The sequence below is a fragment of the Collimonas sp. OK307 genome (assembly GCF_900113705.1).
Taxonomy (GTDB): Bacteria; Pseudomonadota; Gammaproteobacteria; order Burkholderiales; family Burkholderiaceae_D; genus Collimonas.
Map to the genome: position 1 here is coordinate 790,603 of NZ_FOQI01000001.1, position 24,878 is coordinate 815,480.

Sequence of the window (24,878 nt, forward strand, 5' to 3'; positions counted from 1 at the left end):
GCAGTTTTTCCGATGAAATCGATCAGTACACGCCTCGCCGTCTGGTACGCCACGGCCGCGACAACGACCCTCGCAGGCCTGTTCGTGGTCGGCTATCTTCTGCTCCAGCACAACCTTATTCACGGCATCGACATACTGAACCGGTCAGAAGCGGAGGTGATCAAACTGCATCTCATGCACGATTACGATCCGTATGATGCCGCCCTGATCGAAAGACGTATTCGCAAAGCATCCGAACGCACCGCATCGCTCTTCTATATCAACGTTCGCGACCAGCAAAGCGGCGCCACTTTCTATTCCAGCAATTTAAAAGGGCAACCGATCGCCGACGGCGGCGGGCAGAAGATATTCAATACGGAAGTGAGCGACATCGGCAAATTGCGCGTCGTGGAAAATGTCAGCGGTCCGTTTACCATCACAGTCGGCACCCCGCTGCGCGGAGTGGATCTGGCGCTGGAAGAGTACATCAAAGTCTGTCTCGCGCTGCTCGCCGGAATGTTGCTTATTAGCATCATCGTGGGCATGCTGCTTAGCCGGCTGGCGCTGCGGCCGGTACGGATGATCAGTGAAACCGCCAATCGCATCCGCTCCGACAACTTGAGCGAGCGCATCCCGGTAAATGCGGTGCGCGATGAAATATCCGATCTTGCGAAAATGCTCAACCAGACCTTCGATCGTCTCGAATCTTCCTTCAATCAAATCCGGCGATTCAGCGCCGAGGCCTCGCATGAATTGAAAACCCCGCTCTCCCTGATCCGCCTGTATTCCGAAAAAATGCTGCTTGGCGGCGGCCTCAGTCCTGCCAATGAGGAGGCGGTCCAGCTACAGCTGGAGGAAGTTGCCAGACTCAACCAGATCATCGAAGAAATGCTGTTCCTTTCACGCGCGGAAGCCCATGCCATCACGCTTGATTTGAAACAAGTCAGTCCGGTGTATTTCCTAAACAGTTTTGCGCAAGATGCCCGCGTGCTTGCCGAAAGCCAGGGCCGCCTGTTTGCCCATAACCACACCGGCGCAGGCATGGCCTGTTTTGACGAGAAGCGGATGCGGCAGGTTTTCCTCAATTTGTTGACCAATGCGCTTGGCGCTTCGCCGCCTGGCGGAAGCGTTACGCTGCGCTCGCAACTGGACGACGGCATTTGGCGCATCTGCGTCGAAGATGAAGGACGCGGCTTACCGGTAGAACAGCATGAGCGCATTTTTGAGCGCTTCGTGCGCCTCAACCCGCCGGGTTCCGAAGACAAGGGAAATGGCCTGGGCCTGGCCATTTGCCGCAGCATAGTCGGCTTGCATCACGGCCGTATTTTTGCCAGTTCAGGTACTAATAACATCGGCCTGCAGATCACCATCGAAATTCCAGCTTCAATGTTGTGAATGCGGCCATAGATCCGCTCATGGCCCGCCCCGCGATCGGCCCGGCGTCAACCTGAATAAATTTTCAGAAATCATTCACTTTCAATTTACATCACGCATCTAGCATTGAAATATGCTGGTTCTGCGAGTTGCCGGCCGCTTAAGCATCGAAAATACTCGCTCAGATAACAAAAATGTAATCTCCGGATCTGATATTTGTCCGCGATGCATTGGCATAATCCACGCAACAACAAGCATCGCCCTGCCCGCTGTCGGTTCCACGCCATCCATCTTGACGTGCCTGCAGAACAGATGCGCGCGAAAACCATCGATGACAACACATGAAAAAAATACTTCTGTTCACAATACTGGTTACGCCGTTCGTCTTGCAAAACGTGCAAGCGACCGATCTGCTTTCTTCATGGCAGGCTGCCCGTTCGTATGACGCCAATTTCGCCATGGCCAGAGATGCGCTAGCCGTCGGCGCAGAAAACGCCAAACAAGGCGATGCCGCAATACTGCCGCAAGTCACGATGACAGGAGACGCCAGTCAATCCACCAGCACCTATCATGCCGGCCAATACGGCATTTCCGATCCAAGCGCGACCAAACAAGGCCAGACTTACAATACGGCGCTGAATCTGACGCAACCGATTTATGACGCATCGGCCTTTGCCACGCGCAAGCAATTGAAGAAAAAAACCGTTCAGGCGCAAATCCTGTATCAGGCTGCCGAACAGGACTTGATCCTGCGTGTGGCGAAAGCCTATTTCGACGTCCTGATCGCACAAGAAAACCTGGCCCTCGTCAACTCGCAAAAGGAAGCCGTCAGTCAACAGCTGGCGCTGGCCAGGAAAACCTTCGCGGTGGGACGTTCTACCATTACCGACACCAACGAAGCCCAGGCCCGTTACGATGCCATCATCGCCAGTGAAATCTCGGCAAAAAACGACCTGGTGGTCAAGGCCAATGCTTACCGCAACCTGACCAACCAGCCGCCGACCCGGCTGAACGTGTTTGCGGACCTGCGCATGCCTACCGCTCCGGAGCCGTCGTCGGTGGACATCTGGATGGGCAAAGCACGCGAAGACAGCCTGACAATACGCGCCCAGCAGATCGATCTGGATATAGCCAGCTTCGATATCGAGCGATACCGGCTCGAAAATTCTCCGAAATTGTCATTGGTGGCCAGTTACGGGAACCAGACGGAGAACGGCAGTATCTCGACTTCCGGCGGCCGCGACCGGACCCTGTCCGGGTTCATAGGCCTGCAACTTACCATTCCGCTTTACACCGGCGGACAGCGCAGTTCCCAACTGCGCCAGGCAATATCTTTCCGCGACCAGCAACGCGATACGCTGGAGCAGATCCGGCGCGACACCGAACAGTCGGCCAGGCAATACTATCTCGGCGTGGAAAGCGGCGCGGCCCAGATCAAGGCATTGGAACAGGCGAAAACCTCCAGTGCATCATCAGTCGCCTCAAGCAAGATGGGGCGCGAGGTGGGCGTTCGCACCACCGTCGACGTACTCAATGCAGAACAGAACTACTACCAGACCGTATACAACCTTGTGTTAGCAAAATATCAATACCTGTTCAACAAACTACAATTATCGGCATCTGTCGGCAATCTGAATGAAGCTGAGCTGGTCGACGTCAACAGCTGGCTGGCAGCGCAAACCCAGATACAAGAAAAGCATTGATCGGCCGCGATCACGCCGCTCTCCCGACATGCCAATTTAATTTACCGATACCGGGTTACACCATGAAAAAAACAAAAATATCCCATCTGCTGATCCTCAGCTGCGCTGTCATCGGGGCTGGATTAGCCTTGAGTCAGTTTGTCTCTTTCGGAAAAAATCCGGACAAGACGCAACCCAGGCAGCTTCCCCAAGTGACGGCTACCACCTCGCAGTTACGCGACCTGCCCGTGGAATTTTCCGCCCAGGGCCATATCGTTCCGCTCAATCAGGTGGATGTGCGCCCGCAGATTACCGCCAGCATTCGCAGTGTCGATTTTCATGAAGGAGATCAGATACACGCCGGCCAGTTGCTATTCACGCTGGACAATAACGACGCCACCGCCCAGCTCAACCGGGTGCAGGCACAGGCGGCCCAAATACAGGCCCAGCTTGACGATGCCAAGCGCGACTACAACCGCTCGCGGGAACTGGTCAAGTCCGATTTCATTGCCCCTAGCGCTGTCGATACCGCCGCCAGCAAAGTCGAATCTCTCCAGGCGCAACTGCGTGCATCGCGTGCCGACATCGCGAGCGCGCAAGTGCAACTGAGCTATACCCGCATCACCGCGCCGATATCGGCGCAGGCCGGCGCGTTGACCGTCCATCCGGGCAGCCTGGCCCAGCAAAGCGCCAGCGCGCCGCTGCTGAGCCTGATCCAGTTCGATCCTATCGCCGCCGAATTCAGCCTGCCGGAACAAGCCCTGAGTCAGATCGTCGCCGCCCGCCAGACCGGCACAGTCACCGTGGTGGCCGAGGTGCCTGGTGGCAAACCGGTGGAAGGCACGCTTACTTTTGTCAATAATACCGTCAGTTCTGATACCGGGACCATCAGTCTCAAAGCCAATTTCCCGAATCCCGGCAAAAGCCTGTGGCCCGGCGCATTCACCCGCATCACTCTGCGCGCAGGCGTCAGCAAAGGCGCCGTCGTGCTGCCGCCGCAAGCGGTATTGGAGGGGCCGAAGGGGCGCTTTGTGTACCTGATCGGCGCTGACAGCAAGGTCTCGGCAATGCCGGTGAAATTATTGCGTATGCAGGATCAGGATGCTGTCATCGACGGTTTGCCGGAAGGTGTGCGCGTGGTCCGCGACGGCGGTCACAATCTGCGCGCCGGCGCCGCCGTCCGCGTTGTTGCCCAAGCCGAAACCCAGGGCGATGCCAACTCGCCGGCCGTCGCCATCACCGGATCGCAACAATGAACATTTCAGAATTCTGCATGCAGCGTCCGATTGCCACCATGCTGCTGTGGCTAAGCGTGATCGTCGGCGGGGCTGCCTGCTGGCTGCAACTGCCGATTTCCGCCTTGCCCGATTACGACATGCCGACGATTCAGGTGAAGGCAAATCTGTCCGGAGGCAGTCCGGAAACCATGTCCACATCGGTCGCCACGCCGCTGGAAAAGCAATTTTCGGCGATACCGGGCCTGCTGGCGCTGACCTCGAGCAGCATACAAGGTGAAACCCAGATCACCCTGGAATTTGATCCCGCCAGGAATATCGATGCCGCTGCCGGCGACGTCCAGGCGGCCCTGTACCGCGCCACCCGTTCGCTACCGGCGGAAATGACAACGCCGCCATCGTACAAGAAAATCAATCCCGCCGACGCCCCCATCATCCTGATCGGCCTCAACTCTCCGACACTCAAGCTGACTGAACTCAACGGCTATTCCGACAATTTGATCGTGCCAGCCCTGTCAACGCTCAGCGGCGTGGCCCAGGTCATGGTCACCGGTCAAAAGCGCTATGCCGTGCGGATTGAGATCGACCCGGAGCGCCTGGCGGCCATCGACCTGAGTTTGTCCGACGTCAGCAATGCCTTGAAAGCGGCCAATTCCAACGCGCCGATCGGGCAGCTCGACAACAAGCGCCAGATGCTGATGCTGCAAATGTCCGATGGCCTCATGAAAGCTGAGGATTTCGGCAAAGTGATTATTGCGACACGCCGCGGCCAGCCGATCAAGCTGTCGGATATCGCAAAAGTCGAAGACAGCATCGAAAACAACCAGAACAGCAGTACCATCAATGGCGAAAGCTCGATTTTATTAACCGTGCAACGCCAGCCTGGCGCCAATACCGTCGCCACCGTCGACGCCATCAAGGCCATGCTGCCGATACTGCAAAGCCAGATGCCAGCCTCGGTGCAAGTCAAAATGCTGAGCGACCGTTCGATATCGATCCGGCAGGCTATCCATGACGTCAACCTGACCATGTTGCTGACGATCGCACTGGTGATCATGGTTATCCTGCTTTTCCTGCGGCACGCGTCAGCTACGCTCATCCCCTCCATCAGCGTGCCGATCTCCCTGCTAGGCACCTTCGGCCTGATGTACGCCTTCGGCCTGAGCCTCAACAACATATCGCTGATGGGCCTGACGATTGCCGTCGGCCTGGAGGTCGACGATGCCATCGTGGTCCTGGAAAACATCATGCGCTACATCGAAGAAGGCATGGCGCCCTTCCCTGCCGCCGTGCGCGGCGCGCGTGAAGTCGGCTTTACCGTGATCTCGATTTCGATTTCGCTGGTGGCGGTATTCATTCCGATTTTCTTCATGCCGGGAACCATCGGCCTGCTGTTTCACGAATTTGCGATCGTGGTGTCGCTGTCGATTCTGGTGTCGGCCGCAGTTGCGCTGACCCTGATTCCTATCCTGGTGCCGATGCTGATCAAGAACATCGCTGCGCACCATGAGACGCAACCCGAGACAGCCGCCTGGAGCCGCCGCTTCGAAGCCATGTTCGAGCGCATGCTGGCCACTTATCAAAAAGGTCTGGAGTGGTCGCTGAATCATCGCAATACAGTCCTGGCGGTGGCCCTGGCAACCTTCGTTCTTACCGCCTGGCTGTATGCCGGCGCATCGAAGGGATTTTTTCCGCAAGAAGATATCGGCCAGATATCCGCCAATGTCGATACGCCTGAAGATATGTCCTACGAAGGGCGACTGGCGGTGCTGACGCAGATTGAAGAACGTCTCCTGAAAGACGCCAGCATCGCCGATTTCGCCTCTAAGGTAGACCACGATACTACCGCCTTTGTCATCACGCTCAAAGACAAGGGGCAACGGCCGCCCATGCCAGCGGTACTTGCACAGTTGAGAAAGGACGCCAATTTCATTCCAGGCATCCGGGTACTTTTCAGTCCGGTTCAAAACCTTAAGATCGGCGGCCGCAGCTCCAAGAGTACCTATCAATATACCTTGCAGTCCGTCACCCCCGGTCAACTGGACGTGTGGGCTGACAAACTGATGGAGTCCATGAGGAAATCGAATGTCTTCGTCGGCCTCAATTCAGATTCTCAAAAAAATGGCATGCAAGCGCAGCTGAACGTGGACCGGGAAAAGGCATCGCTGCTGGGCGTCGATATGGCAAGCATCCGCAATACGCTATATGCCGCTTACGGCACCCGGCAGGTCTCCACCATCTACGCGCCGGAAGACAGTTATCAGGTAATCATGGAAGTCGTCAGCCAGAACCGGCGCGACGAAAGCGACCTGTCGAAAATCTATGTCCGCAGCAGCACCAGCAATACCCTGGTACCGCTGAGCGCCTTCGCCACCGTCACACGCAGCAAAGGCACGATGGCCATCAATCATCAGGGGCAACTGCCGGCCGTCACCATTTCCTTCGACCTCACCCCCGGCAAGTCGCTGTCTGACGCCAGTGCCGCCATCGACACAGCAAAACAGGAGATCGGCCTGCCTACTTCAATCTTCGGCGCCTATGCCGGACAGGCCGCGTTATTCCAGCAATCGCAGAGCACACAACTCTGGCTGATCCTGATCGCCGTGGCCGTCATTTATGTAGTGCTCGGCATGTTGTACGAAAGCTGGATTCATCCGGTGACGATATTGCTGGGCATACCGTCCGCCGCGGTCGGTGCTTTGCTGGCATTGCGGATAACCGGACTGGAACTGTCTTTCATCGCCATGATCGGTATCTTGCTGCTGGTCGGGGTGGTCAAGAAGAATGCGATCATGATGATCGATTTTGCGCTGGAAGCACAACGCCGCGACGGCTTGCCGCCGGCGCTGGCAATCCGCAAGGCTTGCCAGCAACGCTTCCGGCCGATCATGATGACAACATTCTGTGCCATCATGGGCGCCTTGCCGATTGCACTCGGTATAGGCGCAGGTGCTGAATTGCGTCAGCCGCTGGGTATCGCCATCGTCGGCGGCCTGCTGTTCTCCCAGTTGATTACCTTGTTTATCACACCGGTGCTTTATCTGTGGTTCGATCAGCTAGGGGAAAAAATCGGTTCGAATCGAGGCAAAACGACATTGTCGGAAATTTAATCCAGAAATCCAATTCAGAAATTCAGTCCATGATAAAAATCCTGCTGGTCGAAGATCAACAAACCGCCGCCAACTATATCTCCAAAGGCCTGCGGGAAGAAGGAATGGCGGTCGACATCGCCAATAACGGTCCTGACGGTTTGCATTTTTTGTTGACGAACGATTACGACGTCGCCATTCTCGACATCATGCTGCCCGGGCTGGATGGCTGGAGCATTCTGGAAACCGCGCGTCGCGCCGGCAGGCAAACGCCGATACTTTTTTTGACCGCGCGCGACGAAATCAACGATCGCGTACGCGGCCTGGAACTTGGCGCCGACGACTATCTGGTCAAACCCTTCGCCTATAGCGAATTGCTGGCGCGCATTCGCGTCATTCTGCGGCGCTACTCGGCGCCACGCCCGAGTAGCGAAACCACCATGCTCCAGATTGGCGACCTGACGCTGGATTTACTCAAACATCGCGCAATGCGGAACAACGATCGCCTGGAGCTCACCCCCAAGGAATTCGCGCTGCTGAGCCTGTTGATGCGTCGTGGCGGCGAAGTAACCTCCCGTACCGTGCTGGCCGAACAGATATGGGATATGAATTTCGATTCCGACACCAACGTGGTAGAAGTCGCCGTGCGCCGCCTGCGTACCAAAGTGGACGATCCTTACCCGAGCAAATTACTCCATACCGTAAGAGGAGTCGGCTATGTCCTCGAACTACGCGACTAACCCGATGTTCGCTCGCCAGGGCAACCTGCGGATGCGAATGTTCGATCCTCGCCTCTGGCCTCTTACCGTACGGTTGACGCTGCTGTTTTCTGCATCGATGGTAATCATCCTGCTTAGCGTTTCCAGCTTTCTGTATGAGAAGGTAGAACACCAGATCTATCAAAAAGACCAAACCGAGCTACTGCATGCAATCGCGCTCCAGGAAGAAATGGTACGTGCCCTGGAGAACAACCAGGCGCCGGGCATGTGGCAACAGGAATGGCGCGAGCATATGGAGAAATCCGATCGGCTGTGGTTCCGCCTGACAGCACCTGGTGATCCGGCACATACGGGAGCGTCGGAAACGTCGGAACTCTCCGGCGTGACTGTTCCGTTTGATAAATTTCCCGCAGTCTCGTCATCCTCCAGTCCGGAGTTCAAAATCTGGAAAGCAAAAAAAGTGGGCGGCAATCACCCACGCTACATGTTGACCAACGTCGCGATCACTACCCAGCCCGGCCGGACATGGTCTCTCCAGGCCGCACTTGACGTGACGCAAAGCCGTGCCATCATCAATGAATACTGGGAAGGCCTCGCGCTGATGCTATGCGCCGTCACGATCTTCTCCACTTGCTTCGGCTTTTTTGTTGCCCACAAGGGGCTCGCGCCAGTCAGGGCTATCAGCAGCGCTATCGAACGCATCAGCATCGAAAAACTGGATACACGCATCGGCAATCAACCCTGGCCCTCCGATTTAAGAGTGCTGGCCCAGACGTTCGACGCCATGTTAGGCCGGCTGGAAAATTCATTCGATCAGTTATCGCGCTTCTCTTCAGATCTGGCACATGAGTTCCGGTCGCCGATCAACAATCTGGTGGCCGCTGCCGGCGTCACGCTTTCCCGCGACAGGGACCCGGCCGATTATAAGGACACGCTTGCCACCGTTGTGGATGAAGGCGAACGCTTGTCACGAATGGTGTCTGGTATGTTGTTCCTGGCGAGAACGGAAAACGCGACACAAGCCATACATCTGGAAACCTTGCAAACCGGTGATGAATTCAAGAAAGTACTCGACTTCTTCGAAGCACTGGCCGAAGAAAAAGATGTCACATTGAACGCTCACGGCGACATCGTGATTTGTGCCGATCCTTTGCTGCTGCGGCGCGCGCTCTCCAATCTGATCATGAATGCGCTCCGCTACACATCGCCAAAGGGCCACATTACATTGCGGGCAGAACCGGGCGGCTCCATGGTTTTGCTGTCGGTGAGCGATTCCGGCGCCGGCATCAGTTCGGAACATTTGCCGCATCTGTTCGATCGATTCTATCGGGCTGATATTTCCCGCAGCTCGGGTGAAAATACCGGCCTGGGTTTGGCGGTGACTAAATCTATTGTCGAATTGCACGGCGGGAGCATTGATGTCACCAGTACCATTGGTAGCGGCACCTGCTTCACATTTACGCTCCCGACAAAAGGCCATGCCATTACGCCGGAGCGACCCCTGATATAGACCGAATTTCAGCAGAAATTTCTACTTAAGTTTCGGCAAAAGCAGCGGCCAGATTCGTCTCTTTTATTATTTGCCGAGTTCATGCATCGGGGTGCGATAGGTCTCGCGCGCCGTAGCTGCGGAGATGGCGGAGATGATCGCGGTAGCGCTAACGAATATCGCCACAGGTATCCAGCCATCCGCGCCAGGTTTCAAGATCGCGGCGCTGATACTCGGTGCGAAACCACCCAGGGCAAAACCGATCTGAGTACCGATGGCCATGCCGGACAGGCGCACCCGGGTATCGAACATTTCGCCATACAAGGATGGCCAGACACCGTTTGCCGCACTATACACAACGCCAGACAAAAGCAAGCCGAAAACAAAGATCAGCGGGATGTTGGCCTGACTGATACTCCACAGATAAGGCCAGATCAGGAAGGCGCAAGCCAGCCCGCCAAAGATGAACACAGGCTTGCGGCCGATACGGTCCGACAATGCGGCGAAAGCCGGAATCGCCGCCAGCGCCACCACATTTGCCAATACCAGCACGGTCAGCATGGTGGCGCGTGGAATATGGATGGTGTTGACTGCGTATGACAACGTAAACACACTGAAAATCGTGCTCACCACAGAGATCTGGGCGGCAAAGATGACCCGCGCAAGGCTCTTCTTATGCTCGCGCAGCAGCACCATGAACGGCAGTTTTGTTTCCTTCTCTCCCTGTGCCTGCGACTTTTCCTGTTCGAAAGCTGGTGTCTCGGGCAAGGTGCGGCGCACCCAGATCCCAACCCACACCACGATCGCGCTCAGAAAAAATGGAATGCGCCACCCCCAGGACAATAACTGATCTTCAGGCAGCGCTGAAATCGGCAGGAAAACCAGGGTGGCGAGAATCAGGCCGGCCTGGGTTCCGCTCAGGGTGAAGCTTGTAAAAAAAGCACGTCGATGCGGTGGTGCATGTTCCAGCGTCATCGAATTGGCGCCGGCCTGTTCTCCTGCAGCCGACACACCTTGCAGCATGCGCAGTATCACCAGCATGATCGGGGCCGCGATACCGACCTGCCCATAAGTTGGCAATAAACCGACCGTGAAGGTAGATACCCCCATCAACAACAACGTAAAGGTGAGTACCTTTTTGCGCCCGTATCTGTCGCCGATATGCCCCAGCACTACCGCGCCGATCGGCCGCGTCACGTAACCGACACCGAACGTGGCGAAAGCTGCGATGGTAGCCGTTACCGGGTCGAACGACGGGAAAAATATCTTGCCGAACACCAGTGCGGCCGCAGTGCCGTAGATGAAAAAATCGTAATACTCGACCGCGCTGCCGATCCAGCTGGCCAGCGCTGCCTTACGCGGTGAACGAGTGGCGGCCTGCGGCGCCGCAATGGCAGCGCTGGTCGCGCCTGGCGTCCGAATTTGTTTCGATACTGTAGATGTAGACATAACGTCCTCGATGATCTATAGGTTATTTTTTACACGAAGAGAACGAATTCCCTACATGATAATGTTGAAATGACGTGTTAAAGCGACGCGTTAAAACCGATGCAGAATGCCGGCTTGCAAACCGATCAGGCTTTTGCCGTTGATGTCTGCTCCGGCCAGGTTGGCGGCAGGGCCGGCGGAACCACTGAAACGGAAACCGGCGTTGGCGTCGTTTTTCATGTAATTGGCAAAACTGTAGAGCGTGGTGCGCTTGGATAAATCGTAGTAAGCCCCGAAGTTGCCGCCGTGCGCGCCTGAATCCCGGTGTGACGTGTCTTGCATCACACCGTACAAGGCGCCGATCCGCAGTTGCGGGCTGAGACGATAGTCGGCCGATATCTGATAAATGTTGTACATGCGCAGCACGTCTGGATTATTTCCCGCGAAGGCATTGTTGGGGATGCTGACGTTGCTGAGGATCGCGGTTGCGTTATTGCCGCTGGCATTGGCTGTCACGTTGTTGCTGCGTACGTAGGCGAAATAAAGCTTGCCCTTGCCGTAGTCGTAATTCGCATACAGGTTGTGATAGACCACGCGCTCTGAATACAGTGTATTCGCCGCCGGCTTCGCCCACAGTCCGGCGTAACCTGCGCGATACGGTCCCTTGCTGTAGTCCAGCCCGAATTGATAGACGCCGCGTGCTCCTACGCCCTCGCCCGCGGTTTCCGTCAGCGCATAATGCGCGTCCAGCTGAAAGCCGGCCAGACGTGGCGACTTGTAGGAAAGGTCATTGTCGTAACGCGACGGTACACCGAAGGTATTTATGATCGAACCATAAGTCGTGCGTTCGGTGTAATCGATAGCACCGCCGATGAAGAACGGAATGCTGTTCTGGCGCCCGATACGGAACTCACCTGCCGGCGTATTCATGCCGACCCATGCCTGGCGGTCGAACAGACGGCTGGAATCCGCCGCACCACCGGTATTGGCGTTCAACCCCTGCTCCAGGGTGAATTTGGTCTGGTAGCCGCCGCCCAGTTTTTCCACGCCGCGCAAGCCAAGCCGACTACGCAAGATGGCGCCATCGTTAAGGCCGACGACACTGGTGCCGCTACTGCTGTGAATATAGCCCAGGTACTGGTCGACGTCTCCATACAAGGTGACGTTGGACTGAGCTTGCGTCAGAGCCGAACAGCCGGCGAGGCTGCAGGCAGCGACGAATTTTATCTTCATGACATCTCCATTTGGTTTGTTTTTATGGTTAACGATTAATGATTCATTACAGCGAGAACTACGAGTGATGGCGAAACGGTTCCCGCGCGTGGACGTTCGAGAGGTGCAATTCGACCAGGTCGACGGCAGCGCCCTTAATAGCGTCATGCAGGGCAATCGAAGCATGGGTGGGTATAGGCGCCGGCGTTGAACACTGCGCCAGCCAGGGTCTGACTGCCATACACGGCCGGTTCGCGGCAACCTGGCAGATTCGGGTTCGGGCCGTTCAGAACCAGAACGGATTTTGGGTGTGGGGTCATGCTGTCTCCTCGATAACCTTGCTAAAGCCGCGTTATTTTTTTTGTTTGCGGCTATGGTTTTTGTACCGCTTGCTGCGGACGGCTAAGCCATGGTCGGATGTCCCGCACCCGGTTGACGCACCTGCAGGCTGCGTCGCAGGACCTGATCGGTCACCCATTTGGCGGCACGGTGGGCACGGCGGGCCACGATATCGGGCGACAGTTGCAGATAATCGTCATTGAAGACTTCGAAACTGTAGTCGCCGCGATAGCCGCCCCGATCCAGCCGGCGCAACAAATCGGACAGTTCTTTCGAATGCGCGCCCTCGCCTGGAAATACGCGCAGGTGGCGCGCCGTTTCCAGCCGCTCTTCGGCGCTGCGGATATCACGCCACATGAAATCCGACAACTGCACCATCGCGATCTTGTCGCTCGGAATATCTTGCAAACCATCTAGGTCGGCCTGATTCGCCAGCATGTGAAAAGAATCGATCACGACGCCCAGGTTGGCGTGGTCAGCCAGTTCTACTGCTTCCCACGATTGCGTATACTGGTTGACATGACGGCCCCACGACAACGCTTCATAGCCGATACGCACACCCAGCGGCACCGCCAGCGTCGCCAACTTTGCGAGGTGACGCGCGATCAATGGCAATTCACCGCTAGCGTGGCTGGAGGTGCTGGAGCAAACCATCAACAGCGGTGCGCCGACCGCCTGGCACACATGCAGCATGTTCTTGGCGATGTCGAGTTTGTATTCATGCAAGGCACCGGACAATCCCTCGAAGTCGCGCATGACCTGGATGCCGGTAACACGAATCCCGCTCGCCCTGACCAGGCGCACCGCCTGCTCCAGGCCACCGGGATGGCCGGCCAGGTCCTTGGCCCACAACATGATTTGCGAAAATCCTGCCGCCTTGGAGGCATTGAGTTTCGACTCCAGCGGTCCCGCCAAGGTGATACTGTCCATGCCGAAATTACTCAGATTCATATCGCCCCCAGCTCGCGAAATGCATCCGACGACACACCCGACCATCCGAACAACTCCAGATACAGCGGCGCTTGTTCGATCATCATCTCGCGTCCCTTCTGGATACGGCAGCCATGGCGCTGCGCTTCCACCAGCAACCGCGTCATTTCAATCTTCATGCCGCAATCGGCGACGATGCAAGACGGTGCGATGCCATTCAGGTCAAGCGGCAGCGGATCGTCCGCGCTCATGCCAAGCGGCGTCGAGTTGACGACCAAGTCATAACCTGCGGCGGACGGCGCCCCGATTACCACTTCGGTGGCGCCGAACATTTTCTGCAGGCGCTGCTGCAGCGCTTCGGCTTGCTCCTGGCGCGTATCGTAAATGGCGACATGGCCAATGCCGCGCGCCGCCAGCGCTGCAGCCACAGCACAGCCGACGCCGCCGCTGCCGACCACCAATGCTCTGGCGCGTGGCCAGTCGAATGGCGTGCTGCCGCACGTGCGGTCGAAGGCGCGGATGAAACCTTCGCCATCGATCAGGTCGCCGATCAGGGTCTGGCCGTCCGCGCTTTTATAGATGGCATTGCAAGCGCCCGCCAAGACTGCGCGCGATGTCGGCTGATCGACCGCGTCCACGCTCATCGGCTTGTGCGGGATCGATACCAGGATGCCGCCTACATTCTCGGCTGCCATCAACATGCGCACCGCGGAAATATATCCAGCCGGCGCGATCTTGAGCGGAATCACACGGGCATCGATGTCGTGCTGCTTGAAGTAAGCGTTGAACAAGGCCGGCGCTTTGACTTGCTCGACCGGCCAGCCGATCACCGGGAAAATACGGGTGTTGCCGGAAATCTCAAGCATGTTGCTGCTCCTGGTGGCGGATATCTTGGCGACTAACTACCAGTTCGAAACTGATGCCGCTTTTGTAGAGTTGCGTCAGCGCGCCCTTCTCGCTGGCCTGTGCCGGTTCGCGGTCGATGAACACGATGCCCCTTTGTTTCAACTGCCGCACGGCGTCGAGCACATCAGGTGCGCCTAGTCCGACACGCACCAATTGCTCATCCCACTGCAAGCCGGCGGCGCCTTCAGGCGGCTCTACCAGTTGCAAATAAAAACCGTGGCATGGGCTTTCCAGCAAAACTCCTTTAGGCAAGACACCGAAATAGCGGCCTTGCGGCAACGGCCGGAAGTCCATCAACTGCTGGTAAAAATTAATCCATTCCGGCGAACGGTCGCGCCCGATCGTTTGCACCACGCCAAAGAAATGCATGCCGGCCAGTGCCGGCGGATTGGCTGGCGCGTTCAAGATCGGCTTGAAGTCGACGTCATAGATGGAGAAATCGCGAAAGCGATCGACGAAATACAGGATCGAGTCGCCGACCCCGTGCACGCCCGGGATATTCAACTCCATCACACCGGCGCGGGTCTGGATCGCCCAGGCGCCCATCTCGATCGCATGGCGGTACGCGGCATCGGCGTCACGTACCCGCAGCGCAATCGCGCTGATGACTGTCGCTTGCGGCTCGCTGTCGGCTTGCGGCAAAGAGGATGGATCTGCATTGACGATCACATTCATCGTGCCCTGGCGGTACAAAGTCACCTCACGCGAGCGGTGACGGGCAGTCGCCACAAATCCCATTTGTTCCAGCAACGCTCCCAGCGCCAATGGCTGGGCGCTGGCATATTCGATGAATTCAATGCCGTCGATGCCGAGCGGATTATTCGGTTCCGGATTGTGTTCTTGCACAGTCATGCTGATCCTTGGCTGAAGTAGTCAGGCCAAGTATAGGAATGGCATATCGAGAAAAACAGTGCCTAAAACATGCAATAATGCGCTAATCGCGCATATTGAGCGATTAGCGCGCATTTTTGGAGTTATTTGGCGTGAAAAAACCTGAGTTACTGGAAGTTGAAGTCGCCAAGCGCGATCTGATCGACGGCTTGATCAAAGGTATCGATGTGATCACCGCGTTCAATGACGATACGGTGCGCCTGACGGCGAGCGAACTGGCGGAAAAAGTAGCGCTCAGCCGCAGCGCAGCGCGCCGTTATTTATTGACACTGGTACATATCGGCCTGGCGGCCACCGACGGCCGCAGTTTCTGGCTCACGCCCAAGGTACTCAACCTGGGGCGCTCCTATCTGGATTCGGCGCGGCTGCCGCGCGCGATAGTGCCATTCCTGCAACGGCTGACCTTGCAACTGCAGGAGTCGACCAATTATTCCGTACTGGAAGGCGACGACGTGGTCTACGTCAGCCGCGTCAATGCTCCACGGCTGCTGACTACCGGTTTCGAGCCCGGCACGCGCCTGCCGGCCTACACTTCGACCGCCGGCCGGGTATTGCTGTCGGCCTTGCCGGACGTCGAGTTGCGCGCCTATCTGGACCGCATCGACCTGGTCGCCTACACCCACCTGACCGTGACGGACAAGGAACAGCTGTTCCGGGAACTGATCGCCATCCGCGAAGATGGCTTTGGCGTTACAGAAAACCAATATGAAATCGGGCTACGCGGCATCTCCGTGCCGATCAAGAGCCGCCGCGGCACCCTGATCGGCGCGTTAAGCGTCTCTATGATGATCTCCAACTGCTCAAAAGCCGAAGCGACGGCGCGCTGCCTGCCGGTACTACAGGCTACCGCCAATACTTTGATGATGTGGGTGTGAATCGGCGGAGCCGATTAATCTGAACGGTAAGCAAACATTGCTGTCCAAACAAATGTCGCCAATAGCCGAGGAGTTCGCCATGAAACGTTTCACCATTTTGTTTGCGCTGACAACCGTGTTCCTCGGTGGATGTGTAGCGGAGCCGTACGGTCGGGGCGGTGACTACTATGGCGGTGGGAACGGATTTGAACAACGCGACCACAACAGGGGCAGAGAAGGTTACCAAGGCCGAGACTATGGACGCGGCAACGACTATGGACGTGGTAACGACTCCCGGAACGGTGGGGGCTGGAATGTTAGTAACCCTGGCGGCTCCGACCACTAGATTATCATCGATCAGGCAGACGACGCACCTTGCAAATAGCCGTTCACCGCCAGCATGACACGCTGCTCCAGTGCGGCAGCATCAAGTTCGCCGCGCTCGCCGGCGGCATCGACCATGCCATGGACGATAGCCAACAGATCATGGGCAACCAGTTCCCTGTCGGCCAGCCGCGGCGCATCGGGCATTTGCAGCGCGCCCGTAAGCTGCGTATGGATGGTGTCAGCGACGCGCTGGTTGCGCTCGCCTAACGGCAGCCGTCTTTCTTCGAAATCGATCAGCCTCGCCAATTCCGGCCGCCGCATCTGATGCGCCACTGCGGCCCGCACCATGCCCTCGATACAACCAAGCGCGGTCCGGCCTTGCCCGACGCGCTCAACATCCACCAGCAACTGCGCCGTCTCGCGTTCGATCAACGCGACGGTCAGTGCATCGCGGTTTGGAAAGTACTGGTACAACGAGCCGACGCTGACGCCTGCGCGTTCTGCGACCGCATTGGTGGTGCAGGCTGCAATTCCTTGCGTCTCGAAAATGCGAGCAGCTGCTTCCAGCACGGCTTCTACGGTTTGCGCTGAACGCGCCTGGACCGGCAATTTGCGGGGCTTCAGGCGCTGCGCGGCGGATGATTTCGGCATGAGGTGAACGCGAGTTTTAAATGTGAGCGATAGCTCGTATTATGAACTTGTTTCGCGAAACACGGCAACTTGCCTTTCACTCTCACTGGAATCATCACCATGACCACCTCCGTAAAACCAATACAAATCGAACTGACCATTTTCATGCTCGTGAAAACAATGCCAGAATGGCTGAGCTTCCCTATCGACGAACGGTTCCGCCTGCTGCGCGAATATCTGGAGCCGATCTTGAAGAAGCACGCCGAGCACGTCAGCTTGCGTTTCTACGACATTGAATTCTATTCAGCCCGCGTGACCGACCTGTGGATGTGGGAAGCGAGCAGCCATCATGCCTACGAACTACTGGTGGAAGACCTGCGCGAAACGCCATTCTGGGATCGCTATTTCGCGATTGTCGAGATTTTGCCGGGTGTCGAAAACGCCTACGCGAAAAATTACGACAGGGTTGCTTTGCAGGCGTCCTGAGTGCGGGATGCTCGTTTGCTTGCTGAGTTGACCCGCCCGCCATACTCTCGCAAACGCAGCGCCCCTGTCATAAGAGCCCTCAAAACCCAATTTCTTCTTCGGCCCAACAATGGGTCAGGAACGCGATGACTGCTTTGGCTGCAGACGCAATAGGACTAGTTGGACAAACGCCGTAGACCCCAGTATCCCGTCCACTCCAGTCTGGAAGAATTTGATTCAGAACGCCCGACCTGATCGATTCCGTCACCGTTACTTCTGACAAAAATGCAACGCCCAAGCCATCAATGGCGAAGCGCCGGATTGCATCGCCATTATCAGCGCGCACCCGCCCCTGGGGCCTCACTGAGCATTCACCTTGAGGGCCATTCAGGCGCCACAGTTCACCGTCGCGATTGACGGTTAAGACAAGGCACTCGTGCTGTTTGAGATCGTCAACCGTTCGCATCGGACCGTGCTTTTGCAGATAGCACGGGGCCGCGACCAGAATCCTGCGATTGCTCATTAGCTTCTTTGCGATAAGTGAAGAGTCCTCCAGGTGGCCAATCCTGATTGCAAGCGAAATTCCCTCTGCGACCACGTCAACATAGCGATCGGTCATGAGAAGATCAAGTTGCAGATGGGGAAAGGCCTCCATAAAGCCTGATATATATGGGATCACATGGCTACGGCCGAATGATACTGGCACACTAAGTTTTAACGTTCCCCTTAGTTGATCTTGCTGATCGCGAACCCGCCGATATGCATTCCCGAGTTGCTCGAACGCTATCCCGCAGTCTGAGAAAAAAGACTGCCCCGCATCCGTCAGCGACATTGCTCTCGTTGTGCGATTGATGAGTTTTATGCCTAATTGTTGTTCAAGCGCTTTTACCAACCTGCTAACTGACGATGGCGTCATTTTAAGATCTTGGGCCGCTTTTGCGAAACTACGATGTTCGACGACACTGACGAACGCTCGCGCGAGGTGAAAGGATGGCTCTTCCATTAAGTTTTCCAGGGAATGAGTGTCTTGAATTTATAGCTATTATCTTCTTTTATTGTAATTGTTAGTATTGGGCTTTCTATTAATACAGGGCTAAATCATGTTGAACCCCGTTTTACTTGCGAACGATCCGAACCATGGTCACTATGTGCCGGCGATGATTTATGCTGGGCATGTCTATGTATCAGGAACGCTTCCCTCCGTTCGCGAAACGGACGCCGTCACAGCCGAAACCCCATTTAAAGATCAAATGCAACAGTTGCTCAGGAATTGCCTAGATATACTCGCTGCCGCGGGAAGCAGCGAACAAAAAGTGATTTCATTTACACTCTATCTAATAAGCCTCGACGATTGGGATGTAGCAAATGACTTGTTAGCGGCCTTCTTTGGATCACATCGTCCCGCTCGAGCGGTGATCTGCGTGCCGCAGATCAGAAAAGGTTATGCTGCGCAGGCAACACTCGTTGCGGCTGTATGAAAGAGCCAGCAATGAGCACACCTCAGTTGTTCCATGTCGACTCCTTCACAAAAACCCCCTTTCGTGGCAATCCCGCAGGTGTCGTGCTCAATGCCGATTCGCTCAGCGAACGGCAAATGCAAGACCTTGCGAGCGAGTTGAAGCACTCTGAGACTGCGTTTGTGATGGAGTCTCACAGCGGTGATTACGACGTTCATATTCGCTACTTCACACCGTCAACCGAGGTGCCGATCTGCGGTCATGCCACGATCGCTGCCCACTATGCGCGCGCAAAGTGGCTGGGACTGGGAAATGTGGTACTGAGACAAAAGACCGGTGCCGGGATTCAGACCATTCATATCGAGGTTTGCGCAGACGACTATCGGATACTTATGCGACAGGGGCCGATTTTTTTTGGTGAACCATTCGACGCGGCCTCGCGCCGCGCACTGTCAAACGCTTTAGGTCTGACCGAATCCGATCTGCATGAAACAAACCCGGTGCAGATCGTCTCTACGGGACACTCAAAGGTGATGGTGCCACTACGAACTGGCGTTTCGCTCGATGCGATTACCCCCGACCACTCAGCCCTCGCCGCACTTAGTGCCATCATCGGATGCAACGGATATTTTCCATTTCTCGTTCATTGCGATGGCGCGGCAACCGACGGGCGGATGTTCGCTCCCGCCATCGGCATCCGAGAGGATCCAGTCACCGGCAACGCTAATGGTCCGCTTGGAGCCTATCTGGTCAAGCACCGACTGATGAATCATGACGGCCGGCGCTTGCATTTTAATGGACACCAAGGCCGAGCAATCGGAAGGGATGGAGTAGTCAGTGTCCTGGTCGATATTCAGAATGAGGAACCGATTCAGGTTTCAATCAAAGGTGACGCAGTGATATTGTTCACAGCGCCACTACTGCTCTAGATATTCAAAATCAGCTCCGGCTTTCGCCTCCAAAGATCCAAGCTGAAATGCTTTGCGACATATGGGTGAACGCGCTCCACCACAATCCATGGCGCATAGTGTCTTTTCGCTAGATCAATCCCTATCGTGTGCGCTTCCATGGTGGACTCCTTGGAGGGTTGAGGAATCTCAACTTTAAACTTACCGCTCCCGAGAGAGGGCGTCCATACCATTAGTCCACAGGTCGGCCTCAGACTACGACGGCGATCAGGGGCGCCATATCCCTCGAAAAAAAAAGGCAACAATCGCAAGACTGTTGCCTCCAACCTCCGAGATCCGGCAAGATCCGTGAGGGGGACGATACTTGGTTATCTAGTAGCTATATCAAACTCGCTTAGAAGGAATGGCTGATACCTGCATAACCGCCGTTTTGCGCATGGCCTGGCAACGGGTTGTCGAACTCCGTTCCAAAATTGGCATTACCCTTGTTGCGTACCGTGCCAACATCCAGGTACAAAAAAGTCCGTTTCGAAAAATTGTAAGTGCCGCCGACCACGAACAGGCTAGCACTGCCCGCATCGTGATTGAGCTTGGCATGGTAAGCAGCGCCGATCAGTGTCAATGCCGGTGTCACCGCGTAGTTGGCGCCGATCCAGTAATGATTGATCTTGTCCGGAGCAGTAGCCGCAGCGGTGTCCGGGGCCGAGACATTCTCGTATCCGGCGAACATTTTCAACTGGTCCACGGTGAAGGTGCCGCCCACAATCAGATCCTTGGAAGCCGTGTAGACGTCGGTATAACGGCCGTTGGCATCGCGGATAACGTCATAGATGGCACGCAGTTCGAGGCCGCCGGTGGTGTACAGCAGCGAAATACCGTCTTTACGACCATTCTTGGTGGAACCGGCCTGCTCGCCCAGACTGGTTTGCACCGTGGCGTTAAAACCGCCCCAGGTTGGGGTCTGGTATTCGATGACGTTGTTGGCGCCTGGCCAGTTGCGACCGTTGACCAGATTCTGCGTACTCATGAATTGCTGGCCGGTAGGATCGAGGTTCCAGATGTCGTTGACGATAAACAGGTTTTTACCGAACTTGATCGAACCGGCGCTGCCGTTCAAGCCGACGTATGAACGCCGATTGAACAAGGCGCTACCGTTGGTGCTGCCGTTGGTGGCGTCAAAACCGGATTCCAACAAGAAGAAGGCGCTCAGTCCGCCACCCAGATCTTCAGTGCCTTTGAAACCGATCATGCTGGTGCCCCACTGGTTGCCGGATGCCCCCAGCTTGCTGCCAGTTTGTCCGGTCAGATTGCCTTTGGCATCTTTCAGCGCAACATTGGTTTGATAGTCGACGCCGGCATCAACCCGGCCATAGATAGTGACGCTGGTCTGCGCCTGTGCCTGAGCACAAGCGGCAGCGATCAACATCGTGACGACCGCCGCTCGAATGCATTGCAATTTGAATTTTTTCTGTTGCATGTTGAGTCTCCTTTTTAGTTTAATTTTGCTCAATATCCGTCTTTTTTTTGAGATGAAAATCGAGCCTTCTTTCGAAGTCTGTCGAACGCAAAACTGGTACTAACCGGCGACAGCACAGAAAGTCACAAATGCCGTCTTCGCCTATCACCGCCTACGTCATATCCATTCGTTGCATCTTCAATTTGATCGGTCGCAACCGGTATCGACAGGCAGGCGCCTCGCGCCAATCCCCGCGGCGGCTGGCCGCTTCGATGCGATTAGCGATCTTTGACGCTGAGCCTGATTCGTCGGTCTGGTTGAAAATATTGCGCGGAGAGGATTTTGACTCACTGTATTTCAAGTCAAATTAACTGTCAATATATGATATCAAATCCCAATATATAGGATTCATTTTGTGCTAAATTGCAACACTCTCGCCGTTTGATAAGCCATCTAAAAAAATCAAGATGCATCAAAGAGGAATTTTCAAAACTGAGATTTGGGTAATTTTCAGGTAAAGGCATCTCGCTTTACCTACAGCCGGATGGCGTTGTCAAATAGCGAGAGACATGGCCGCGCTAACCGCGACGTTTATCACTGCCTCTCCGCTAATCGATAAATGATGGTTCGTGAATAAGGTTGCGAAGGGCCCGCTACCGCCGAGGGCCACCCAGGATGATTGACGCAATCAGGATAGTTTTGGGGCTCGATACACAATCCAGACAACGGCCCATACAGGCCAAAAGTACGCTCTTTGGAAAGTACGAATCCGTTATAAAAAATTGCGCCGGGTGCATCGCTCCCCACACTAAGCGTCCACGGAGATCCTGGAGAACTAACGTGCGCCAGCATGCGGGTTGGATCGCGCTGAGGGTTCACATATGTGGTGTTGAAACATCCGCGGGGCATTCGTGGCACCTGCTCGGACAAGGTCCGCGCCACCCGAAAGTCAAAAGTCGTATTTTCGACCTCCAGCACTGCACCCGAGGGGATAAAGTCACCACGATCATGCAGATACTGGTCCGCGGCAATTTGCAATCGGTGGTCCATGATGCTTGGCAGATGTACCCCGCCCGCGCTCAGCGAAACCCCATGCAGATTGAAATAGGCATGGTTGGTGGTGTTGATGATCGTTTCTTGTGCGCAAAAGGCTCCGTGGACGATGCGCAACTGGTCTTCGGACTCGAGGTCATAGCAAACTTCCATTTCCACAGAACCCGGATAACCTTGGTCTCCATCCGGGGAATGCAAACTGAACTCCACGCCGCGCGAGCCCATGCTTTTCAGTTGCCACAGGCGTTGACCAAATCCCAGCGCGCCGCCGTGGACATGATTCTTCCCGGAGTCATTGCGCTCCAGGCGTACGATTTTACCGTTCATCGGGAACTCGCCATTGGCAATACGGTTTGCAAACCGCCCTACGGTCACCCCCATCGATACCTGATCCGCCAAGGCTTGCCTCGGATCGGGATAGAAAAGACATAGATCTACCCAATCACCATCCCTGGTGAGGCGGCGCCAGCGTTCGATGCGCGCACCGACGTTCAGAAATGTCAGCCAGACCCGCGCACCTCGCACATGAATTCGAAACAAACCAGGTGCAACAGCACCCAATGATTCATGCCAAACCTCCATGGCCGATTCCACATTTTTCATGCTGGCATCCTTTACCACACAGAGTGCTACCAGGCCAGCAAGTGATCGCTATAACGTTCGAGCGTGGCCAAACCAAAAGCATCAGGCGCCAGCGCCGGGGCGCGGTCAAACACCTGTTCCAGTCCCAGACGGCGTGCGGTCAGACGCTTGCCATAGCACAGGAAGTTATCGATCGACTGCATCAGGAACACAATCAGCGGCAATATCTCGCGGTACAGCGCCAGTGCCTGTTGCAGATTATCTTCGCCGCCTTGGTGGATCAGATTGTAAATTTTGACCTGCACATCGAAACACTCCGGGGCCGGAATAAGTCCGGCACAGCCGGCCAGCAAATTATCCGGCAGCTCCAAACCGCCACGGCCGTTGAAGACAGTGAACATACCATCGGTAGTTTCAATGGTTTTCCGGATTGCGGCGGCAGTACCTTCGGCCTTCAGGATTTTTACGTTCTGATGATTCCGGCCCAGCACTTTCAACCCGGTATCAGACAAGCCGGTGCCCAAATACATGGCGGCGTTCTGGATTGCCACCGGCACCGGACAAGCGTCGGCCACCGCGCCGAAAAAATGAATATATTCAGTCTCGGGCACGCTCCGGCCAACCGGCGGCTGCAGTACCACCCAGTCGGCTCCCAGTCCTGCGGCTGCCTTGGCAAACGCCACATATTCGGGAATATTCGGCTCGCTGATGGTTACCGCTAGCGGTACCCGGCCGGCAACATCCTCGGCCGCCCATTCCATCACCTGACGACGCTCACCGGTCGACAGTTTGTTGGCTTCAGTCGCCAGGCCGAGGATGGCAATGCCATGCGCGCCGTGACGAATACTGGCCTCGACCTGAGCCCGCATGGCGTTGCGGTCCAGCGTCCCGTCGGCCTTGAAGAACGCATACAGAATCGGATAGATGCCCTGATAATTTGTCATGCCTGGCCCTTGATTTCGTTCATTTGTAATGGTTATATACGTCCGCCGAAGCGCACCTCTGGCAAACCGCGCACATCATTGAGCAGCTTATGGAACAGGCCGCCGGCCAGCGGCTCCTCGATCAGCATGCCGACCGAAAGCGATTCCTGCGCTGTCGTCACAAACAGCTGGTTGAGCTGGGTACCGCCGATGCAGACGCAGCTTGGCTGCGACACCGGCAGATGCAACGTACGGTCAATGCTGCCACCCGGTGTGTAACGCACCACACGGGCGCCGCCCCATTGTGCGCTCCATAGGAATCCATCGGCGTCGATAGTCGCGCCATCAGGCGCGGCGCGGTCGGAGCCGAGATCGGCAAACACGGTGACCTGCGAGGTATCACCGCGCGCGTAGCCGTCCCAACGGTAGATGATTTTCCCTATCGAATCGCAAAAATACATGGCGCTGCCATCGACACTGAAACAAATACTGTTGGCGATGGCGATCTTCGGCAAGGACAGACGTTCCAGTTTCAGATCGTGATTAAGTCGATAAAAACTGCCTGTCAACTCTTTGCTAAGCCGCTCATCCATGGTGCCGAACACAAAGCGGCCCTGCCGATCGCAACGGCCGTCATTGACCCGCGTCATCTGCAAATCGGCTTCCACCGCACAGATATCGGTGACGGTCTCGGTGCGCAGATCGAAATAAGCCAGCCGCGATGCCAGCCCCAACAAAAAAATGTTTTCATCTGCAGTGAATGCAAAGCAGGACAGCCGGTCCGGCATGATCCATTCCTTGCACGCGCCGCTATCCGGACAATAACAATGCAGCCGCTGCGCCACGATATCGGTCCAGTAGACCCGACGGCTGCGCTCGCACCACAGCACGCCCTCCCCCAGATGGTTCTGGGCATCGACCAGCAGATCGAGTTGCTTCGCCCCACTCAT

21 protein-coding genes and 1 pseudogene are annotated in these 24,878 nt (G+C 56.0%); 10 read left to right on the top strand and 12 right to left on the bottom strand.

The window, feature by feature from the left end; all coding sequences use genetic code 11:
- Nucleotides 1-12 precede the first annotated feature (12 nt).
- The 6 genes from BM205_RS03540 to BM205_RS03565 all read left to right on the top strand — a co-directional run bounded on the left by BM205_RS03540 (nucleotide 13) and on the right by BM205_RS03565 (nucleotide 9,588).
- Complete coding sequence (locus BM205_RS03540; RefSeq protein ID WP_092412532.1) at nucleotides 13-1,374, top strand: sensor histidine kinase; 1,362 nt, start codon at nucleotides 13-15, stop codon at nucleotides 1,372-1,374.
- A gap of 320 nt (nucleotides 1,375-1,694) precedes the next feature.
- Complete coding sequence (locus tag BM205_RS03545; RefSeq protein WP_092412534.1) at nucleotides 1,695-3,056, top strand: TolC family outer membrane protein; 1,362 nt, start codon at nucleotides 1,695-1,697, stop codon at nucleotides 3,054-3,056.
- Nucleotides 3,057-3,118: 62 nt separating this feature from the next.
- Complete coding sequence (locus BM205_RS03550; RefSeq protein ID WP_139227206.1) at nucleotides 3,119-4,291, top strand: efflux RND transporter periplasmic adaptor subunit; 1,173 nt, start codon at nucleotides 3,119-3,121, stop codon at nucleotides 4,289-4,291.
- Complete coding sequence (locus BM205_RS03555) at nucleotides 4,288-7,380, top strand: efflux RND transporter permease subunit (protein WP_092412538.1); 3,093 nt, start codon at nucleotides 4,288-4,290, stop codon at nucleotides 7,378-7,380. The genes BM205_RS03550 and BM205_RS03555 overlap by 4 nt, the downstream gene beginning before the upstream one ends.
- A 32-nt stretch (nucleotides 7,381-7,412) precedes the next feature.
- The gene (locus tag BM205_RS03560; RefSeq protein WP_092412703.1) at nucleotides 7,413-8,099 is read left to right on the top strand and encodes a heavy metal response regulator transcription factor; all 687 of its coding nucleotides are present in this window, start codon (nucleotides 7,413-7,415) and stop codon (nucleotides 8,097-8,099) included.
- Nucleotides 8,077-9,588 (top strand): heavy metal sensor histidine kinase, encoded by a 1,512-nt coding sequence (locus BM205_RS03565; protein ID WP_092412540.1) that lies wholly within the window; start codon nucleotides 8,077-8,079, stop codon nucleotides 9,586-9,588. Before BM205_RS03560 ends, BM205_RS03565 begins: the two co-directional genes overlap by 23 nt.
- A gap of 66 nt (nucleotides 9,589-9,654) precedes the next feature.
- Here BM205_RS03565 and BM205_RS03570 read toward each other — a convergent pair whose 3' ends face one another.
- The 6 genes and pseudogenes from BM205_RS03570 to BM205_RS03595 form a co-directional block, all read right to left on the bottom strand.
- Nucleotides 9,655-11,016, bottom strand: a complete 1,362-nt coding sequence (locus BM205_RS03570; protein WP_092412542.1) for an MFS transporter — start codon at nucleotides 11,014-11,016, stop codon at nucleotides 9,655-9,657.
- A gap of 90 nt (nucleotides 11,017-11,106) precedes the next feature.
- A complete protein-coding gene (locus BM205_RS03575; protein WP_092412544.1) occupies nucleotides 11,107-12,228 on the bottom strand; it encodes a porin in 1,122 nt (373 codons plus the stop codon).
- Nucleotides 12,229-12,289: 61 nt separating this feature from the next.
- A pseudogene (locus BM205_RS03580) lies at nucleotides 12,290-12,527 on the bottom strand (type II 3-dehydroquinate dehydratase); the annotation flags it as partial.
- Nucleotides 12,528-12,609: 82 nt separating this feature from the next.
- The gene (locus BM205_RS03585; protein ID WP_092412546.1) at nucleotides 12,610-13,497 is read right to left on the bottom strand and encodes a sugar phosphate isomerase/epimerase family protein; all 888 of its coding nucleotides are present in this window, start codon (nucleotides 13,495-13,497) and stop codon (nucleotides 12,610-12,612) included.
- Nucleotides 13,494-14,342 carry a shikimate dehydrogenase family protein gene (locus BM205_RS03590; protein WP_092412548.1) on the bottom strand — a complete coding sequence of 283 codons (849 nt, stop codon included), beginning with the start codon at nucleotides 14,340-14,342 and terminating at the stop codon, nucleotides 13,494-13,496. Before BM205_RS03590 ends, BM205_RS03585 begins: the two co-directional genes overlap by 4 nt.
- Nucleotides 14,335-15,234: a VOC family protein gene (locus BM205_RS03595; RefSeq protein WP_092412550.1), complete on the bottom strand. Its 900-nt coding sequence runs from the start codon at nucleotides 15,232-15,234 to the stop codon at nucleotides 14,335-14,337. Before BM205_RS03595 ends, BM205_RS03590 begins: the two co-directional genes overlap by 8 nt.
- Before the next feature lie 131 nt (nucleotides 15,235-15,365).
- On the opposite strand from BM205_RS03595, the gene BM205_RS03600 reads away from it, so the two are divergent.
- On the top strand, nucleotides 15,366-16,148 hold the full coding sequence (locus tag BM205_RS03600; RefSeq protein WP_092412552.1) for an IclR family transcriptional regulator domain-containing protein: 783 nt from the start codon (nucleotides 15,366-15,368) through the stop codon (nucleotides 16,146-16,148).
- A 336-nt stretch (nucleotides 16,149-16,484) separates the two neighbouring features.
- Here BM205_RS03600 and BM205_RS03610 read toward each other — a convergent pair whose 3' ends face one another.
- Nucleotides 16,485-17,105 carry a TetR/AcrR family transcriptional regulator gene (locus tag BM205_RS03610; RefSeq protein ID WP_092412556.1) on the bottom strand — a complete coding sequence of 207 codons (621 nt, stop codon included), beginning with the start codon at nucleotides 17,103-17,105 and terminating at the stop codon, nucleotides 16,485-16,487.
- 99 nt (nucleotides 17,106-17,204) lie between these two features.
- Between BM205_RS03610 and BM205_RS03615 the strand changes: the two genes are divergently transcribed.
- Complete coding sequence (locus BM205_RS03615; RefSeq protein WP_092412558.1) at nucleotides 17,205-17,570, top strand: darcynin family protein; 366 nt, start codon at nucleotides 17,205-17,207, stop codon at nucleotides 17,568-17,570.
- A gap of 79 nt (nucleotides 17,571-17,649) precedes the next feature.
- Here BM205_RS03615 and BM205_RS03620 read toward each other — a convergent pair whose 3' ends face one another.
- On the bottom strand, nucleotides 17,650-18,552 hold the full coding sequence (locus tag BM205_RS03620; protein ID WP_092412560.1) for a LysR family transcriptional regulator: 903 nt from the start codon (nucleotides 18,550-18,552) through the stop codon (nucleotides 17,650-17,652).
- A gap of 97 nt (nucleotides 18,553-18,649) precedes the next feature.
- Here BM205_RS03620 and BM205_RS03625 point away from each other — a divergent pair, with 97 nt between their 5' ends.
- Together BM205_RS03625 and BM205_RS03630 are read left to right on the top strand one after the other, a co-directional pair.
- Nucleotides 18,650-19,027 carry a RidA family protein gene (locus BM205_RS03625; protein ID WP_092412562.1) on the top strand — a complete coding sequence of 126 codons (378 nt, stop codon included), beginning with the start codon at nucleotides 18,650-18,652 and terminating at the stop codon, nucleotides 19,025-19,027.
- A gap of 11 nt (nucleotides 19,028-19,038) precedes the next feature.
- Nucleotides 19,039-19,935, top strand: a complete 897-nt coding sequence (locus tag BM205_RS03630; RefSeq protein WP_092412705.1) for a PhzF family isomerase — start codon at nucleotides 19,039-19,041, stop codon at nucleotides 19,933-19,935.
- 373 nt (nucleotides 19,936-20,308) lie between these two features.
- On the opposite strand, the gene BM205_RS03635 is transcribed toward BM205_RS03630, so the two are convergent.
- From BM205_RS03635 to BM205_RS03655, 4 genes are all read right to left on the bottom strand, one after another.
- Nucleotides 20,309-21,391 (bottom strand): porin, encoded by a 1,083-nt coding sequence (locus BM205_RS03635; RefSeq protein ID WP_371326448.1) that lies wholly within the window; start codon nucleotides 21,389-21,391, stop codon nucleotides 20,309-20,311.
- 573 nt (nucleotides 21,392-21,964) lie between these two features.
- Nucleotides 21,965-23,026: an aldose epimerase family protein gene (locus BM205_RS03645; RefSeq protein ID WP_092412566.1), complete on the bottom strand. Its 1,062-nt coding sequence runs from the start codon at nucleotides 23,024-23,026 to the stop codon at nucleotides 21,965-21,967.
- Nucleotides 23,027-23,052: 26 nt separating this feature from the next.
- Nucleotides 23,053-23,949, bottom strand: a complete 897-nt coding sequence (locus tag BM205_RS03650) for a dihydrodipicolinate synthase family protein (RefSeq protein WP_092412568.1) — start codon at nucleotides 23,947-23,949, stop codon at nucleotides 23,053-23,055.
- A 32-nt stretch (nucleotides 23,950-23,981) separates the two neighbouring features.
- Nucleotides 23,982-24,878, bottom strand: coding sequence for an SMP-30/gluconolactonase/LRE family protein (locus BM205_RS03655; protein ID WP_092412709.1), 897 nt, complete (start codon nucleotides 24,876-24,878; stop codon nucleotides 23,982-23,984).